This is a genomic window from Nocardia brevicatena NBRC 12119 (assembly GCF_000308495.1).
Lineage (GTDB): Bacteria > Actinomycetota > Actinomycetes > Mycobacteriales > Mycobacteriaceae > Nocardia > Nocardia brevicatena.
The window spans coordinates 115,999-131,275 of sequence record NZ_BAFU01000061.1 but is presented as its reverse complement, the minus strand read 5'-3'; the positions used below and the strand labels follow the sequence as shown (position 1 = coordinate 131,275).

The following is a 15,277-nucleotide window of genomic DNA, read 5'->3' as shown; positions in this document are numbered from 1 at the left end:
CTCACCGGTTGCTGACCGCACCCTCGGCGGCCTCGGCCCATTCCCGCCACTGCCTGGCCTGCTCCCAGGCCTTCTCCGCGTCGCGGGTCCGGCCGGCGGCCTCGGCCTTGGCGGCCTGTTCCTCGAACTGGGTGACGCGCTCGCGGAACTGGGCCGCGCGGGCCAGTGCCTCCGGGTCGGTGCGTCGCCATTGCGCGTCCACCGCCTCACGCACCCGCTTCTCGATGGCGCGCAGCCTGCCTTCCAGATCGTGCATCCGCTCCCGCGGGACCTTGCCGATGGACTCCCAGTGTTCCTGAAGTTCACGCAGCAGGGTCCGGGCACCGTCCAGATCGGTGTCGGGATCGATATGCGGCGCGTACTGGCTCAGCAGCTCCTCCTTGGCGGCCGCGTTCTCCTCGAATTCGGCCTCGCGTTCCGACACCGCGGCATTGCGGGCGGCGAAGAACACGTCCTGGGCGCTCTTGAACCGACGCCACAACGCCTCGTCGGCCTCGCGCGGCGCGCGGCCGGCGTTCTTCCATTCGGTGAGCAGCTCACGGAATACCGCGGCCGTACCCGCCCAGTCGGTGGAATCGGACAGTTCCTCGGCGCGCAGGCACAGCTCTTCCTTGCGGGCCTTGGCCGCGGCGCGTTCCCGGTCGAGTTCGGCGAAGTGGGCACCGCGGCGCCGGTTGAACGCCTCCCGCGCCTTCGAGTAGCGCCGCCACAGGGCGTCGTCGACTTTGCGGTCCACCCCGCGGATGGTCTTCCACTCCTCGAGGATTTCCCGCAGTCGGTCGCCCGCGGCCTTCCATTGGGTGGATTCGGCGGCGATCTTCTCCGCCTCGGCCGCGAGCACCTCCTTGCGTTCGGTGTGTTCGTGGCGGGTGCGCTCTTTTTCCTCGCGCGCCTGGGCGGCGGCCTCGTCGGAGTGTTCGGCGATGGCGTGCAGGCGGGCGGCCAGGCCCTCGACATCGCCGACCACGGCGGCGGTGGGCAGCGATTCGGCGAGGGCGAGGGCGGCGGTCTTGGTCTTGCGCGCGTCGGTGCCGGCGGCCAGCCGGGCCTCGAGCAGGGCGACTTCGGTGGCCAGATCATCGAAGCGGCGTCCGAAATGGGCCAGCCCCTCGGCGGCGTCCCCGGCCTGCCAAGAGCCGACGACCCGCTCACCTTCGGAGGTCTTCAGCCATACCGTGCCGTCCTCGTCGACCCGGCCCCATCTGCTGGGGTCGGTGACGCTGGGCACGACCACGGCGTGCGGATGCTGGGCGGCCTGACCGGGGTTCACCGCGTGGGGCTTGGGGTGTGCGGCGCCGCTCTTTTTCGCGCTGCCGCGTTTCGTGGACCCACCGGGTTTGGTGTGGGCGGTTTCGCCGACCGGTTCGGTTCCGGACGGTCGCGGGGTGATGTCGGGGCCGGGTTTCGCGGTTCCGTTTCTGTCGCTCATTGCTCCTCGTCCCTGCCGCGCGTCACGGCTGCCTGGCTGCGCTGTAGCCCATTCCATTCAACCTGGTCCGGGCCCTGGAAACCACATTGTGCGCCCTGCTGCCGCGGGACCGTTCCCCGCGGATCCGGACCCACGATGACCTGGTCCGGATACTTCGAACACTAGCAATTGGGGTGCGGATTCCGGCAGAGACACTCGAAGGCCCAGGTACCGGTCGTGATACCGGGCGGGATAGCGCAGCGGTTACCGTTGACCTCGTGTTCTGTCTAGCGGCCCTGGTCCCCTCGCCGCCGATCCTGGTTTCCGAGCTGTGTGGCGGTTCTTCGCGTGCTCATGGTGAAGACCGGCAACCGGCATCGGACCGAACGTCGGTGCCGGATCCACGCGACGTGCAACTGGCGGAGTTGCGGACGGCGGTGTTGAGGGTCGGGCGGACGCTGGCGGCCGTGTCGTCGCGCTGGGCGGTCGTCGGCGTCGGGGATACGACTCGGATCATCGGTAGCGACGCGGTGGGCACGTTCCGCGGATTCGGTGTGGACGTACCCGTGGCGCTGTCGGGCCCGCGGCCCGTATCCGGCGGGGCGGGCATCCACGGCGCGACCCCGCCGGACCCCTGCCTGCCGTTGCCCGCGCTGATCGCCGGTTGGCTGCGTGGTGAGGTGGCGTCGGAGGCGGCCGCGCGGGTTCATCTCGTCGCGGCGGACACCCCCGCGGCCCGGTGCGCCGAACTCGGTGCCGAACTCCGGGCCGAACTCGACGCTCACGACGAGCAGTGTGCCGTGCTGGTGGTCGCCGACGGTGCCGCGACCCTGTCGACCGCCGCGCCCGGGTACTTCGATCCTGACGCGGGCCCGGTGCAGGACTGCCTCGACACCGCCCTGGCCACCGGTGACCGCACCGCGCTGATGGCGCTGGACCCGCGGCTGTGCGCCCGGCTCGCGGTATCCGGTCGCGCCGCCTACCAGGTGTTGGCCGGGCTGGTCGCCACCGATCCGGCCCCACCGGCGGTGGAGGGCCGATATCGGGGGGCGCCGTTCGGGGTCGGCTACCACGTGGGTATGTGGCGGCCCGCGACCGGCGGTGAGGTGGCCCGGTGAACGCACCCGTGCAGCCGGTCGCCGTCGTCGGCCCCACCGCCACCGGGAAATCGGAGCTGGCGCTGGACCTCGCCGAACGGCTCGGCGGAGAGATCGTGAATATCGACGCCATGCAGCTGTACCGCGGAATGGATATCGGCACCGCCAAACTGGCCCCGGCGCAGCGGCGCGGTATCCCGCACCATCAGCTGGACGTGCTCGAGGTCACCGATATGGCCACGGTGGCCGCCTATCAGGCCGCCGCCTCGGCGGATGTGGAGGCGATCATGGCCCGCGACCACGTCCCGGTGATTGTCGGCGGTTCGATGATGTACGTCCAGGCGCTGCTCGACCAGTGGGAGTTCCCGGCCACCGATCCACGGGTGCGGGCCCGCTGGGAGGCGGTGCTGGCCGAGCAGGGCGTCGCGGCGGTGCACGAGGCGCTGCGCCGCGCCGATCCCGCCGCCGCGGCGACCATCCTGCCCACCGATGGCCGGCGGATCGTGCGGGCGCTGGAAGTGGTGGAACTCACCGGGCGTCCGTTCGCGGCCTCGGCGCCCGTGATCGGCGAACCGCGCTGGGGAGCCGTCATCCTCGGCGTGGACCGGGAGACCGCCGAACTGGACGCGCGGATCGAGCGGCGGACCGCGGCCATGTTTGACAGCGGCCTGGTGGAGGAGGTGCGCGGCCTGGTCGAGCGGGGCCTGCGGGAGGGGCAGACCGCGCGTCGCGCCATCGGCTATGCCCAGGTCCTCGCCTACCTCGACGGTGAATACGACGTGGCCGAGGCCCGGGAGCGAACCCTGATCGGCACCCGCCGCTACGTGCGGCGGCAGCGCTCGTGGTTCCGCCGTGATCGACGGGTGCGCTGGCTCGACGGCGCCGACCCCGCGCTGACCGCGTCGGCGCTCGCCGTGCTCGACGACCCAGACCGGGACCGGACGGGCGCCGGTACCGGCCCGGCCCGCTCGGCGAACGAACGGACTCCGCGATGACCCGACAGATACGCTCCCGCACCGCCGCCTTCCAGGTCTGGCACGCCTACCGCGACAACCGCACCAAACGCCACCGCGACGGCCGATTCCTGATCCAGGGCGTGCGCCCGATCACCCAGACCCTCGCCCACGAGTGGCCGCTGGACACCCTGCTGTACCGGCTCGACGCTCCCGCACTGTCGAACTGGGCGCGCGACATCCTCGATACCTGCGATGTCCCGCGCGTGGGCCTGGCCCCGGAGTTGATGGCCGAGTTGGGGGAGAAGTCCGGCGGGGTGCCCGAACTGGTGGCCGTCGCCGTGACCCGATCGCTCGATCTCACCGAATTCGAGGCGGGCGAACCCGGTGAGCCTCCGCTGGTCGTGGTGTTCGATCGCCCCAATTCGCCGGGAAACCTCGGCACCGGAATCCGCTCCGCGGACGCCTTCGGAGCGGCCGCCGTGATCGTCACCGGGCACGGCGCCGACCACTACGATCCGCAGGCCGTCCGGGCCTCCACCGGTTCGCTGTTCGCGCTGCCGGTGTTGCGGACCGGGGGGCCGGCGCAGGTCTGCGAATTCCGTGATCGGCAGGTGCGCCGCGGTATCCCCACCCGCATCGTCGGCACCGATGAGCACGGCGCCCGCGCGATCTTCGATCACGATCTGACCGAGGCCACCATTCTGGTCATCGGCAACGAGACCAGCGGAATGAGCGCCGCCTGGACGGCGGCGTGCGACGATACCGTCCGCATCCCGATGGGCGGTACGGCGAGTTCGCTGGGCGCGCCGTCGGCGGCCGCCGTCGCCCTGTACGAAATTTCCCGGCAGCGTCGGACGTTCACCCGATAACCGACAGAGAGAGCGAGGACGTGCCCGAAACCGAGACGGCCATCGAATTCACCAAGGGCCACGGCACCCAGAACGATTTCGTGGTGCTCCCCGACCCCGAGGTCCGGTTGGAGTTGACCCCGGGGCGGATCGCCGCACTCTGCGATCGGCGCCGAGGGCTCGGCGCCGATGGTGTGCTGCGGGTCGCACGTGCCGGCGCGCTGCGCCGCGCGGGTGTGCTCACCGAGTACCCCGACGGGGTGGAGACGGACGACTGGTTCATGGACTACCGCAATGCCGACGGTTCGATCGCCGAGATGTGCGGTAACGGCGTGCGGGTGTTCGCGCACTACCTGGCGGCGAGCGGTATGGAAACCCGGGAGCGCTACCGCGTGGGCAGCCGGGCCGGCGCCCGCCCGGTCACCGTGCACTCGGGTGGCCCCGTGCACGGTGAGGTGACCGTCGACATGGGCCGGGTGCGGGTGCTCGGCGAGTCGACGGCCACGATCGCGGGCGGCAGCTATCCCGGTCTCGGTATCGACGTCGGCAACCCCCATCTGGCCTGCGTCGATGCCGGACTGTCGGCGGAGGCGCTGGGGAAACTCGATCTCACACGGGCGCCGGGCCATGATCTCGCCATGTTTCCGCGGGGCGTGAACGTCGAGATCGTTACCGCGCTCGACGACACCGGTGCGGTCGATATGCGGGTATTCGAGCGCGGCGTCGGAGAAACCCGGTCCTGCGGTACCGGAACCGTCGCCGCCGCGACCGCGGTGCTGGCCGCCGACGGCCTCGATACCGCGACGGGCTCCGGCGAGGTCACCGTGCGGGTGCCCGGTGGGCAGGTGCGCGTCGGCCTGGTCGGCGGCACGGCCTGGTTGCGCGGGCCGTCCGAGTTGGTCGCGGCCGGTCGGATCGCCGCCGACTGGTGGTCTTCGCACTGATTGTGACCATAAAACTCGGGTGCGGCGGCCAGGGTCGCGTGGCAGCATGGATGGTGTATGAGTAGATCCGAGAGCTTTACCTCGACCGGTTGGTCCGCCGAACCGGTCGAGATGACGCACGGCGTCGACGAGACGACCGAATTCGACGATACCGAGGCCGAGTACCAGGACCACCCCGGTATCCGCGACGACCGTTCGCCCACCACGGGCGAACTCCAGTTGGAGGACCGCAGCGCGCTGCGCCGTGTAGCCGGGCTCTCCACCGAACTCACCGATATCACCGAGGTCGAGTACCGGCAGCTGCGCCTGGAACGCGTCGTCCTGGTGGGGGTGTGGACCGAAGGCAGCGCCGCCCGCGCGGAGGCCAGTATGGTCGAGCTCGCGCGGCTGGCCGAAACCGCGGGCTCGGAGGTGCTCGAAGCGCTTATCCAGCGTCGCGACCGTCCGGACCCGGCCACCTATATCGGTTCCGGTAAGGCCGACGAACTGCGGGCGATGGTGTTGGCCTCCGGCGCGGATACCGTGATCTGTGACGGTGAGCTCACCCCCGCCCAGCTCACCGCGCTGGAGAAGGTCGTCAAGGTGAAGGTGATCGACCGCACCGCGTTGATCCTGGACATCTTCGCCCAGCACGCCACCTCCCGCGAGGGCAAGGCACAGGTCGCATTGGCGCAGATGGAATACATGCTGCCGCGGCTGCGCGGTTGGGGTGAGTCCATGTCCCGTCAGGCCGGTGGTCGGGCCGGCAGCAACGGTGGTGTGGGTCTGCGTGGCCCCGGTGAGACGAAGATCGAGACCGACCGCCGCCGCATCCGCGAGCGGATGGCCAAACTGCGCCGTGAGATCCGGGAGATGAAGACCGCCCGCGACACCATGCGGTCGCGCCGCACCTCGAGCGGGGTGCCCTCGGTTGCGATCGTGGGATACACCAACGCCGGCAAGTCGAGCCTCATGAACGTGCTCACCGGCTCCGGTGTGCTGGTGCAGGACGCCTTGTTCGCCACTCTGGACCCGACCACGCGGCGGGCCCGGCTCGAGGACGGGCGCGAGGTCGTGTTCACCGATACGGTCGGATTCGTGCGGCATCTGCCCACCCAATTGGTCGAGGCGTTCCGGTCTACCCTCGAGGAGGTCACCGACGCCGATCTGCTGCTGCATGTGGTCGATGGTTCCGACGCGCTGCCCACCGAACAGATCAAGGCGGTGCGCGAGGTGATCACCGATGTGATCCGGGAAGCGGGTGTGCCCGCGCCGCCGGAACTGCTGGTGGTCAATAAAACCGACGAGGTCACCCCGGTGGAGCTGACCCGGCTGCGGGCCCTGCTGCCCGACGCCGTGTTCGTCTCCGCGCACAAGTCCGTCGGTATCGACGAGCTGCGCGAGAGGTTGGACGAGGTCCTCGGCAAGCTGGATGTCGAAGTGAGTGTGCTGCTGCCCTATACCCGAGGCGATCTGCTGGCCCGTATCCACTCCGAAGGGCGGATTCTGAGTTCCGAACACGAGGAGAGCGGAACGCGAGTGCGAGCCCGGGTGCCGCATGCGCTTGCGGCGATCCTGGCCGAGTACGCGCACGCGGGCGTAGCGACATTGTAGTGACAACGTGACAGAGCGCGCATTGTAGCCTCTGTCACGTCGATCTGTCCGGTGTATCACTGTCGATTTTCATTCATTATGGACATAAATCGACAGCAGGAGGGATCTTTCATGGCGCACGACCGTCGCGATTCGGCCGACGCAGGGGTTCGGCAGCGCAACGACGTACCGGCAACCGGGGCCGGTGTCCTCACCGAGGAGCCTCCCACGGTGCTCAGCGATGGTGCGCCCCTGGACGTGACGCTCGACGAGAGCGATCTGCGGATCCTGGAGACGGTGCTGGCGCCGATCCGCGCCTGGACCAGCCCGCGTTTCTACGGACTGGAGAACATTCCCGACAGCGGCCCGGTGCTGTTGGTGGCGAACCACAATCTGCTGGGCGGCATCGACGCGCCGCTACTGCTGCCGGAGGTATACCGACAGCGGGGGAGGGTTATCCGGGGGCTGGCCGAACATGTGCTCATCGCCGTGCCGGGTGTGCGGCACGTATTGCACCGCTACGGCTCGGTGCGCGGCACCCGGGACAACTGCCGGGCGCTGCTGCGGCGCGGTGAGGCCGTGATCGTATTCCCCGGCGGCGGTCGGGAGGCGGTGCGCCGCAAGGGGGAGAAGTACCTGTTGCGCTGGGAAGGTCGTACCGGTTTCGCGCACATGGCGCTGGAGAGCGGAACCCCGATCGTGCCGGTGGCCATGATCGGTGTCGACGACGCCTACGACATCGTGCTGGACAAGGACGATATGGCCTGGCGTCCGCTGCGTCTGCTGGTCGAGGCGCTCGGAATCCCTCACGAACTCACGCCCCCGCTGGTGCGCGGTATCGGACCGACACCCATTCCGCGACCGGAACGGTTCTACTTCTCCGTGGGCCGGCCGATCGACCCCGAGCCGTGGCGGGATGCCGATATCGCGGAGGCGGCGGCCCAGCTCGCCGAGGTGGTGCGTAAATCGGTGGAGGAGGAGCTGCGGTTCCTGTTCGCCGAGCGGGACCGCGACCGGGGTCGGACCCTGATCGGGCGGCTGCGGGAACTGCTGCCTTTCCGGTGAGCCCATCCCACGTGGCAGGTGAATTGGCGCGGGTGCGCTCCGTAATGCCGATATGCCCGGAGAGCCTGCGGATTCCAGGAGTGAAGTAAACACAGATTCTCGTTCCGGGTACGGTGGATCACAACGACGGGCCGGTGTGGACCGGTTCGTGTGGTCACTAGGAGGTTGGTGTGGAGCGCACACTGTTCGAGCCCGAGCACGAGCTGTTCCGGGAGTCGTTCCGCAAGTTTCTCGATACGCACGTGGCGCCGAACCACGACCAGTGGGCCGAGCAGGGCATTGTCGACCGGGCCGCCTGGGTCGAAGCCGGTAAGCAGGGCTTCCTCGGCATGGCCGTACCCGAACAGTACGGCGGCGGCGGGGTGAAGGACTTCCGCTACAACGCGATTCTCACCGAGGAGACCGTGCGCGGCCGGTACTCCGGCCTCGGGTTCTCCCTGCACAACGATGTCATCGCTCCCTACCTGCTGGAACTGGCCAACGAGGAGCAGAAGCAGCGCTGGCTGCCCGAGTTCTGTTCCGGCGAGCTCATCACCGCCATCGCCATGACCGAACCCGGTACCGGTTCGGACCTGCAGGGCATCAAGACCCGCGCGGTGCGCGACGGTGACGACTGGGTGCTCAACGGGGCCAAGACCTTCATCACCAACGGGATCAACTCCGATATCGTCATCGTGGTCGCCCAGACCGATCCGGACGCCGGTGCGCTGGGCTTCAGCCTGCTCGTCGTCGAACGCGGTATGCCCGGTTTCGAACGGGGCCGCAACCTGGACAAGATCGGCCTCGAGGCGCAGGACACCGCCGAGCTCGGCTTCACCGACGTCCGGGTGCCCGCCGCCAACCTGTTGGGCGAAGAGGGCAAGGGCTTCATCCACCTGATGCAGAACCTGCCGCAGGAACGGCTGTCCATCGCGGTCATGGCCGCCGCGGCGATGGAGGGCTGCCTGGAGATGACCATCCAGTACGTTCGGGACCGCAAGGCCTTCGGCAAGCCGATCGGCGCCCAGCAGAACACCCGGTTCGTGCTGGCCGAACTGGCCACCAAGACCTCCGCGGTGCGGGTTTTCGTCGACCGCTGCATCAGCGAACTGAACGCCGGTACCCTCTCCGTCGAGGATGCCGCCATGGCCAAGTGGTGGAGCACCGAGGAGCAGCTCGACCTGATCAACCGCTGCCTGCAGCTGCACGGCGGCTACGGCTATATGCGGGAGTATCCAATCGCCCAGGCCTACCTGGACGCCCGGGTGCAGACCATCTACGGCGGCACTACCGAGATCATGAAGGAGATCATCGGGCGGTCGTTGAAACTGTCCTGATCAGCGGGGGTTTCGGGGTCCTGTGCAGGGCCCCTGTCCCGTCTGTGTCCCGTTCCGGGCGCGGGTTGGAAAATTGAAAGTACCCGTACCCCTTGGGATACGGGTACTTTCATTCCTCACTCTTCGGCTTCACCGGCGTGAGCGTGGGCCACAGCTTGGCGTGCGGTGTAGATCGCTGGATCGCGGGTGTAATCGGACCGCATCGCCGTGATCGCGTGCCCGAATTGCTCGATCGCACCGCCGTAGTCGCCCAGCGCGGCTCTGCCGTTGGTGTTGTTGCGGTCGCCACGGTTTCGAGTTCAATCGGCGCTTCGATAGACGCCGAATGTCTGTTTGACGGCTTCGGTGACCGGGGGTTCTTCGGTGAGGGCGGTCCAGGTATAGGAGTCGTGTTCGGTGAGCCGGATCGGTTCGGGAGCTGCGCATTCGACGGCGAAGTTGAATTGGCGGCTGTGTTTTCCGCTGCCGGAGCGGTAGTCGAAGCTGTCCAGGTAGCGGCCGATGCCGGTGACCTGGAGTCCGGTTTCTTCCTCGACCTCACGGGTGAGGGCTTGGTCGAGGTTTTCGCCGGGTTCGACTTTGCCGCTGGGAAGTTCCCAGATGCCGCCCATGAAGTCGTCTCCGGGACGGCGGAGGAGCAGGATGCGGCCGTCGTGTTCGACGACCGCGCCGACGACGAGTTGCTGGATGCCGTCACGTTCGGCTTCGGTGGTGAGGTCTTCGATAAGGGTCGGCATGCTGTTCATCCTTTCCGCTGGTGGCGTGGTGGATGACTTTTTCAATGGCCTTGGTTTTCTCGGTGATGCGGCGGGGAAGTTCGCGCGGATCGAGGTGGTCGGTGGGGTTGCAGTCGGCCAGGACCGGGATGACGCCCAGATGCAGGGGGGCGGACCGACCGATATGCGGGCACTGGGTGGGCTCGGCGGTGTGCCCGGGTGCCGGGCGGTGCGCCCCCGGCCGGAGGGGGCACCGAGCCGGCTCGACGTCCCAACTGTGCCATCGGTGACCGACAGTGAGAGGTCAACCGGTGCCGCAAATCGGTTGTGTCGCAATGGATCCTTCGGGTACCCGCCAGTAGGTTCCTTACAGGAACCGCCTGGGTAATCCACCTCCTCGTCCGTCCATTCGGCATTGATTGCCTCCTGCTAGTAGTGCCTCGGAAATCTGAAACACTCATAAACGAAACAGGGGCGCAGTGATCGGAATCGACGGATGTCTGGAACGCATCATGGGCATCCCGGGGGCGCGCAGCGTGACATTGGTGGACGGGGCCAGTGGGCTTGCGGTGGCCGGGGCGGGGCGACACGATCTGGTCGATCAGCATGAGGACGCGGCGACAACCACCGATGTGGTGCGGGCGGTGCTCGCCTGCCCGGCCCTGGCGACCGGCGGTGACAGTGACGACATCACCGAGATCATTGTCTGCGGCACCGGCGGATACCACCTGTTGAAGCTGGTCGACGGAGATTTCCACGGCCGCCTCTTCGTGCACGTGCTGTTCGACGAGGGCACCGGCAATCTGGCGATGGCGCGATTCCAGTTGCGCGGCATTCTCGGCGAACTGGCCGAGGACGGTTATGGGCGTTGAGCTCGCGGACGAACTGCGGCGGCTGGAGGACGAGAGAAGCACTGGCGTATTGCATGCGGGAGACGGGGTGTTTCACCTCGCCGAGGGTGTCATCGCATCCGCCGCCTGCCGGCGCACCCCCGGCCTCGACCGGCTGGTGGCCGAGGCCGGGGTCGTGAGCGCCGAGGACTGGCAGCGGGCCGGTTCCGGCGATCCGGCGCCGATACTGGAGCGGCCGCGGGTGGAAGCTCTGGCGCTGCTGTCGGTTTTCGACGCCGCCTACTTCCTGCTGGCCACCCCCGCGGTCCCGGAATTCCGGCCCGCGCCCCCACACTGGCTGGCCGCGGTGTGCCACGTCCGGCCCCGCGCGCTGATGCGTGAATGCGCGCGCCGCGGCGATCCTGAATCCGGGCCGTGGCCCGCGGAACTGGTCGACCGGGCCGCTGTCGTTCCGGTGCGCCGGGTCCGGCGGCGGCGTGTGGTGCTCACCGGAAGCCAGGCCGAAATACTGGCCGCGGCCGATACTCGCCGCAGTGTCAGCGGAATCGCCCGTGAGCTGGGCCGTACCGCTTACGGCTGCCTGGAGGCGGTACGGGATATGACCGTGGCCGGGCTGATCGAGCCGCCCACGGACGCGCCGGTGCCGGCCGTCGACACGTCGGTCACCGAACCGGAAGCGGTCGCCGAGTACGGCCTGCTACCGCAGCGGCGGGGCCGGCACGCCGCACCGGTTCCCGAGTCGGACGAGTGGGAGCCCGTGGACCGTGATCTGCTCGTTCGGCTCCGTGCGGCTCTGGAGGATCGCGAGTGACGGCGCGTAAGAATCTGTTCGGTGAATTGATGGGAAGGTTTACCAAGGTGCAGATGTCCGGACCCGAGCCGAACACGGTCGTGCTGGCAGAACTGAAAGGGCTGCGGGAACGCGTTCCGTGGTTGACCGGGACGCTGGTCGCGTCCAGTGACGGACTGCTCGTCGCGCATGACCTCCCCGCGCACATCGAGCCCACCGGTATGGCCGCCCTGGCCGCGGCTCAGCTGTCGCTGTCCCACCTCATCACACTCAGCGGCCAGTATCACCTCATCCGTCCCATGACCGGCCGCAAATCGAGGGGACTGTTCCTCTACCTCGCCCTCGACCGCGGCCGGGCAAACCTCGCGCTGGCCAGGCACCGCCTCCGCGGTATCGAGGAGGAACTCGAGTTCTGACCCTGACAGGTGGGTCCGCCCGGCGCGAGCCGCGGCGGACGTCCACCGATCCGGCGGCAGGCCCGCCCATCGGTACCGACAATCCCTGGACCACCACCTCTCGTCGCTCGCAGCCGGTCGCCCCGCTGTGCAAGACCGACCGCGAGGCCGAGCCAGGCCATCGCGGAGTGAGCATCCTGCTGGTGGAGTACGGGCCCGGTTCCATCGACGCGTGTTTGCTGTCGCCGGTCGCGTGGTCACATTCCTGTTCGGTACGGAGCGAGCCTCCTACCGGTCGGTCACCCGCTCATTCCGGCGGTTCCGGCTCTCGGATCTCGTCCGCCATGGACCCACCGGCGATATCCGCCTCGATACCCAACTCCTCTTCGTACTCGTCGGGAGCCGGGGGGATTTCGCCCGGACCGCCGGTGATCGATATGGCCTCGGATTCCGCCGCTCGGTGCTCCACCGCGGGATCCGGGATATCGGGTTGTTCCTCGTCCAGACGTTCCCCCAGCGGGCGGGGGTTGCGTTCCTCACGGGGGGTCATACCGTACTTGTCCACGCCGGACCAGTGTTCCGGCGGATCCATACCCTCATCGAGTGGATCGGTACGCAACCGATCCTCGTCCAGATCCTCGGCGCTGTTGAGGGCCGCCGCATCGGTTTCGGTGGTATCCGGCGCGCCGGTGTCCTGCGGCGGGTCCCACGTGTCCTGGGGCTCGGTCATGATGCTGCCTCCCTTCGCAGGGGTCGTTTTCCCGGGTTGGCCCGGCGCAAACAGCCCGTGCGCGGGTAGGCGGTCATATCGCCGTTCTCTTCCGCCGCCCGATGGCTCACAGATCGGGGATGGGGATATCGAGATTCGGGGCGATGAGACCACCGTCGGTTTCGATCACCTTGCCGGTGAGGTAGCCGCCCGCCGGAGAGGCGAGGAACACCGCGGTCGCGGCGATATCCTCCGGGTCACCGATCCGGCGCAGCGGTGTGGCCCGTTCCAACGTGGTGCGCATGGTGTCGTCGGCGGCCACCACTTCCAGCGAGGAGGTGAGGATGGAGCCCGGTGCGATGGCGTTCACCCGGATCCGCGGGCACAGGTCCATGGCGGCCAGCCGCGTGTAGTGGGCGAGCGCGGCCTTGGCCGTCCCGTAGGCGGCGAACGCGCGTCCGGGCAGGCGGCCCATCGTCGAGGTCACATTGATGACCGAACCGCCCCCGGCGGTCTCCAGCATCGTGGGGACGGCCGCCCGGACCAGGGCATGCGCATTGGCGACATTGAACGCGAAGGCGTGCGCCAGATCGTCCGGGGCGGTGTCCAGCAGGGGTTTCGGCAGGGCGCCGCCGACATTGTTCACCACGATGTCCAACCGGCCGAACTGTTCGGCCGCCGTCGCGGCCAGGGCGGCGGTGGCCTCGACATCGGCGAGATCCGCGACGACGATATGGGCGCGGCGGCCCGTCTCCCGTACTTGTTCGGCCACTTTCCGCAAATCCGCCTCTGTGCGGGCCGCGATGACGACATCGGCGCCCGCCTCGGCGAAACCCGTGGCGATGGCCGCGCCGAGACCGCGGCCGGCGCCCGTCACGATCGCGACCCGGTCGTCGAGCCGGAACCGGTCCAGAATCATGCGCACTCCTGCCGTTGTGACGACACGGCCGGCGCGAGCGGTCCCATCGCCCCTGCCATCGGTGTCGAATATTCGACTATCTTGCGACGAATAGTCGATGCAGTGTAGGACCGTCCCGGTCCGTCTTCAAGGGTGGAGGGCAGATGGCGCCTCCCTGGTCACCGCCCACCCGACGCGTGGTCGCGGTGGTCGAACTGATCGCGGAATCGGAACGTCCGCTGAGCGTTTCGGTGATCGCCGAACGTCTCTCGTTGGCCCGGGCGACCGTGACAGCCGTGCTCGGCGAACTGCGTGCGGCGCAGTGGGTGACCCGCGACGACCGATTGTGCTATCGCCCCGGGCCGGCGCTGACCCGGCTTTCCGCCCGGGGACCACCGGCCCCGGCGCGGCGGTTCGCGCCGAGCCGGCCGCCCTGGCGGAGGCCGCCGGTTGCGGGGCCACACTGAGTCGGATCGACCAGGGCCGGTTGACCGTTGTCGCCGAACACTATGCAAATGAACGGATCGTGCCCGGGCCGGCCGTGGGACAGACGATCCCACTGGCCTACCCGGCGGGTGCCGCCGTCATGCCGTAGCGCGGATCCGACGAGCGGACGCGGTGGCCGGCCTCGACGGATATGGACCGCCGCGCCGAGGAGTTGCTGAGATTCGTCACCGACCACGGTTTCGCCATGTTCCGCCCGGAAACCGACGATGCCGGACTCGTCGAACTGCTGACCGAACTGCTCGGTGCGGTGGGCGCCGAACTGCTACAGCCCGAACTCCGGGCGAGGGCGCTGCGACAGCCGGCCCGGCTCACCGCGCGGCCGTACACCGAAGCCGAGCTGAGCGCGGAGGCCGCGCTGCCCATCGCCTATATCTCCGCACCGCTCTTCGCCGATGGCGACGCGCCCTACGAAGTGCAGCTCGGGCTGCTGCGTTCGGCTGTCGGTCCCGCGGAGCGCGCGCGGTACATCGATACGGTACGCACAGGGGCGCAGGCGCTTTCGGTGGCCTTGCGAGCGTCGACTAGTGGTCGCGGAGGAGGTCGGTGACCGTGTTCGGGGTCCAGCGCCGGTCGGCGCCGGGGCGGGTGGCCAGATGGCCGGCGGTCTCGGGGACCGACCAGTGGTGGGTGTCCAGGAGTCCGGTCGCGATATGGCGCAGATAGGCGGGCGCCGGTGCGTTGCCCGGGAGATCGCGCCATCGCCAGGGGGCGGTGAAGGTGAGTACCGGTAGCCCGTCGCAGATGGCGGGGCATACCAGGGTTTCGTAGCGTCCGGGACCGAGCCGGGACCGGCCGGTGCGGATCGCCTCGGCGGGGTCGAGGTCGGTACCGGGATGTCGGTACATCTCTTGGGCGGCGATATCACTGAACTGGGCCAGGGTCAGCAGATAGGCTCGGACCCAGGTGGTGGCGGGGACATCCGGATCGTAGAAGGCCCGACCGCCGGTCCATACCGCGGATTCGGTGGCGAAATACAGCAGCCCGGGCAGTGCCAGGGGTATCGACCGCAGCGGGGTGGTGCCATCCCGACATCCGGGCGGCGGTCCCGGCCCATGACCGGCGGGCGTATTCGTTCCGCCGTCCGGCGCGCCGCCGAGGAGATAGCAGCGCAGCCGGTCCGGGTTCATATTCGAGCCGTAGGCGGCATACCAGACATGGTCGGATACCGCCGACGGTCGGGACGAGATCGCGATCGTCTCCATCGA

General features: G+C 68.7%; 17 protein-coding genes. 12 read left to right on the top strand and 5 right to left on the bottom strand.

Annotated features, from left to right (window positions below):
* Position 1 precedes the first annotated feature (1 nt).
* The gene (locus ON20_RS16620; RefSeq protein ID WP_040836554.1) at positions 2-1,429 is read right to left on the bottom strand and encodes a DUF349 domain-containing protein; all 1,428 of its coding nucleotides are present in this window, start codon (positions 1,427-1,429) and stop codon (positions 2-4) included.
* 371 nt (positions 1,430-1,800) lie between these two features.
* Between ON20_RS16620 and ON20_RS16615 the strand changes: the two genes are divergently transcribed.
* From ON20_RS16615 to ON20_RS16585, 7 genes are all read left to right on the top strand, one after another.
* Positions 1,801-2,526, top strand: coding sequence for a class III extradiol ring-cleavage dioxygenase family protein (locus ON20_RS16615; protein ID WP_438803417.1), 726 nt, complete (start codon positions 1,801-1,803; stop codon positions 2,524-2,526).
* The gene (gene miaA, locus ON20_RS16610; RefSeq protein ID WP_051162617.1) at positions 2,523-3,500 is read left to right on the top strand and encodes a tRNA (adenosine(37)-N6)-dimethylallyltransferase MiaA; all 978 of its coding nucleotides are present in this window, start codon (positions 2,523-2,525) and stop codon (positions 3,498-3,500) included. Before ON20_RS16615 ends, miaA begins: the two co-directional genes overlap by 4 nt.
* Complete coding sequence (locus tag ON20_RS16605) at positions 3,497-4,330, top strand: TrmH family RNA methyltransferase (RefSeq protein WP_040836552.1); 834 nt, start codon at positions 3,497-3,499, stop codon at positions 4,328-4,330. Before miaA ends, ON20_RS16605 begins: the two co-directional genes overlap by 4 nt.
* Before the next feature lie 41 nt (positions 4,331-4,371).
* Positions 4,372-5,253 carry a diaminopimelate epimerase gene (gene dapF / locus ON20_RS16600; protein ID WP_040836661.1) on the top strand — a complete coding sequence of 294 codons (882 nt, stop codon included), beginning with the start codon at positions 4,372-4,374 and terminating at the stop codon, positions 5,251-5,253.
* A 111-nt stretch (positions 5,254-5,364) separates the two neighbouring features.
* Positions 5,365-6,846 carry a GTPase HflX gene (gene hflX / locus ON20_RS16595; RefSeq protein WP_040836551.1) on the top strand — a complete coding sequence of 494 codons (1,482 nt, stop codon included), beginning with the start codon at positions 5,365-5,367 and terminating at the stop codon, positions 6,844-6,846.
* Between the two features lie 111 nt (positions 6,847-6,957).
* The gene (locus ON20_RS16590) at positions 6,958-7,890 is read left to right on the top strand and encodes a lysophospholipid acyltransferase family protein (protein WP_051162615.1); all 933 of its coding nucleotides are present in this window, start codon (positions 6,958-6,960) and stop codon (positions 7,888-7,890) included.
* Positions 7,891-8,060: 170 nt separating this feature from the next.
* Complete coding sequence (locus ON20_RS16585) at positions 8,061-9,206, top strand: acyl-CoA dehydrogenase family protein (protein ID WP_040836550.1); 1,146 nt, start codon at positions 8,061-8,063, stop codon at positions 9,204-9,206.
* 299 nt (positions 9,207-9,505) lie between these two features.
* On the opposite strand, the gene ON20_RS16580 is transcribed toward ON20_RS16585, so the two are convergent.
* Positions 9,506-9,943, bottom strand: a complete 438-nt coding sequence (locus ON20_RS16580) for an NUDIX domain-containing protein (protein WP_040836657.1) — start codon at positions 9,941-9,943, stop codon at positions 9,506-9,508.
* Between the two features lie 458 nt (positions 9,944-10,401).
* On the opposite strand from ON20_RS16580, the gene ON20_RS16575 reads away from it, so the two are divergent.
* Genes ON20_RS16575 through ON20_RS38985 form a run of 3 tightly spaced genes read left to right on the top strand, consistent with a single transcriptional unit; the run spans position 10,402 to position 11,979 of the window.
* Positions 10,402-10,794 (top strand): hypothetical protein, encoded by a 393-nt coding sequence (locus tag ON20_RS16575; RefSeq protein ID WP_040836549.1) that lies wholly within the window; start codon positions 10,402-10,404, stop codon positions 10,792-10,794.
* Positions 10,784-11,584 carry a hypothetical protein gene (locus tag ON20_RS16570; RefSeq protein WP_040836548.1) on the top strand — a complete coding sequence of 267 codons (801 nt, stop codon included), beginning with the start codon at positions 10,784-10,786 and terminating at the stop codon, positions 11,582-11,584. The genes ON20_RS16575 and ON20_RS16570 overlap by 11 nt, the downstream gene beginning before the upstream one ends.
* A gap of 29 nt (positions 11,585-11,613) precedes the next feature.
* Positions 11,614-11,979 (top strand): roadblock/LC7 domain-containing protein, encoded by a 366-nt coding sequence (locus tag ON20_RS38985; RefSeq protein WP_051162651.1) that lies wholly within the window; start codon positions 11,614-11,616, stop codon positions 11,977-11,979.
* Positions 11,980-12,265: 286 nt separating this feature from the next.
* On the opposite strand, the gene ON20_RS16560 is transcribed toward ON20_RS38985, so the two are convergent.
* A complete protein-coding gene (locus ON20_RS16560; RefSeq protein WP_040836547.1) occupies positions 12,266-12,688 on the bottom strand; it encodes a hypothetical protein in 423 nt (140 codons plus the stop codon).
* Positions 12,689-12,794: 106 nt separating this feature from the next.
* A complete protein-coding gene (locus tag ON20_RS16555; RefSeq protein ID WP_040836546.1) occupies positions 12,795-13,586 on the bottom strand; it encodes an SDR family oxidoreductase in 792 nt (263 codons plus the stop codon).
* Between the two features lie 143 nt (positions 13,587-13,729).
* On the opposite strand from ON20_RS16555, the gene ON20_RS38975 reads away from it, so the two are divergent.
* Positions 13,730-14,032, top strand: a complete 303-nt coding sequence (locus ON20_RS38975; protein ID WP_245547271.1) for a helix-turn-helix domain-containing protein — start codon at positions 13,730-13,732, stop codon at positions 14,030-14,032.
* A 170-nt stretch (positions 14,033-14,202) separates the two neighbouring features.
* Positions 14,203-14,619 (top strand): hypothetical protein, encoded by a 417-nt coding sequence (locus ON20_RS38970; protein ID WP_245547270.1) that lies wholly within the window; start codon positions 14,203-14,205, stop codon positions 14,617-14,619.
* Here ON20_RS38970 and ON20_RS16545 read toward each other — a convergent pair.
* Complete coding sequence (locus ON20_RS16545) at positions 14,594-15,274, bottom strand: hypothetical protein (RefSeq protein ID WP_051162613.1); 681 nt, start codon at positions 15,272-15,274, stop codon at positions 14,594-14,596. The genes ON20_RS38970 and ON20_RS16545 overlap by 26 nt on opposite strands.
* Positions 15,275-15,277 lie beyond the last annotated feature (3 nt).

What these genes read in the sequence shown, in the direction of transcription:
- ON20_RS16545 (WP_051162613.1), bottom strand. Translation starts at nt 15,274, where the DNA reads ATGGAGACGATCGCGATCTCGTCCCGACCGTCGGCGGTATCCGACCAT.
- ON20_RS16560 (WP_040836547.1), bottom strand. Translation starts at nt 12,688, where the DNA reads ATGACCGAGCCCCAGGACACGTGGGACCCGCCGCAGGACACCGGCGCG.
- ON20_RS38985 (WP_051162651.1), top strand. Translation starts at nt 11,614, where the DNA reads ATGGGAAGGTTTACCAAGGTGCAGATGTCCGGACCCGAGCCGAACACG.
- ON20_RS16555 (WP_040836546.1), bottom strand. Translation starts at nt 13,586, where the DNA reads ATGATTCTGGACCGGTTCCGGCTCGACGACCGGGTCGCGATCGTGACG.
- ON20_RS38970 (WP_245547270.1), top strand. Translation starts at nt 14,203, where the DNA reads ATGGACCGCCGCGCCGAGGAGTTGCTGAGATTCGTCACCGACCACGGT.
- hflX (WP_040836551.1), top strand. Translation starts at nt 5,365, where the DNA reads ATGACGCACGGCGTCGACGAGACGACCGAATTCGACGATACCGAGGCC.
- ON20_RS16570 (WP_040836548.1), top strand. Translation starts at nt 10,784, where the DNA reads ATGGGCGTTGAGCTCGCGGACGAACTGCGGCGGCTGGAGGACGAGAGA.
- ON20_RS38975 (WP_245547271.1), top strand. Translation starts at nt 13,730, where the DNA reads ATGGCGCCTCCCTGGTCACCGCCCACCCGACGCGTGGTCGCGGTGGTC.
- ON20_RS16580 (WP_040836657.1), bottom strand. Translation starts at nt 9,943, where the DNA reads ATGCCGACCCTTATCGAAGACCTCACCACCGAAGCCGAACGTGACGGC.
- ON20_RS16605 (WP_040836552.1), top strand. Translation starts at nt 3,497, where the DNA reads ATGACCCGACAGATACGCTCCCGCACCGCCGCCTTCCAGGTCTGGCAC.
- ON20_RS16590 (WP_051162615.1), top strand. Translation starts at nt 6,958, where the DNA reads ATGGCGCACGACCGTCGCGATTCGGCCGACGCAGGGGTTCGGCAGCGC.
- ON20_RS16620 (WP_040836554.1), bottom strand. Translation starts at nt 1,429, where the DNA reads ATGAGCGACAGAAACGGAACCGCGAAACCCGGCCCCGACATCACCCCG.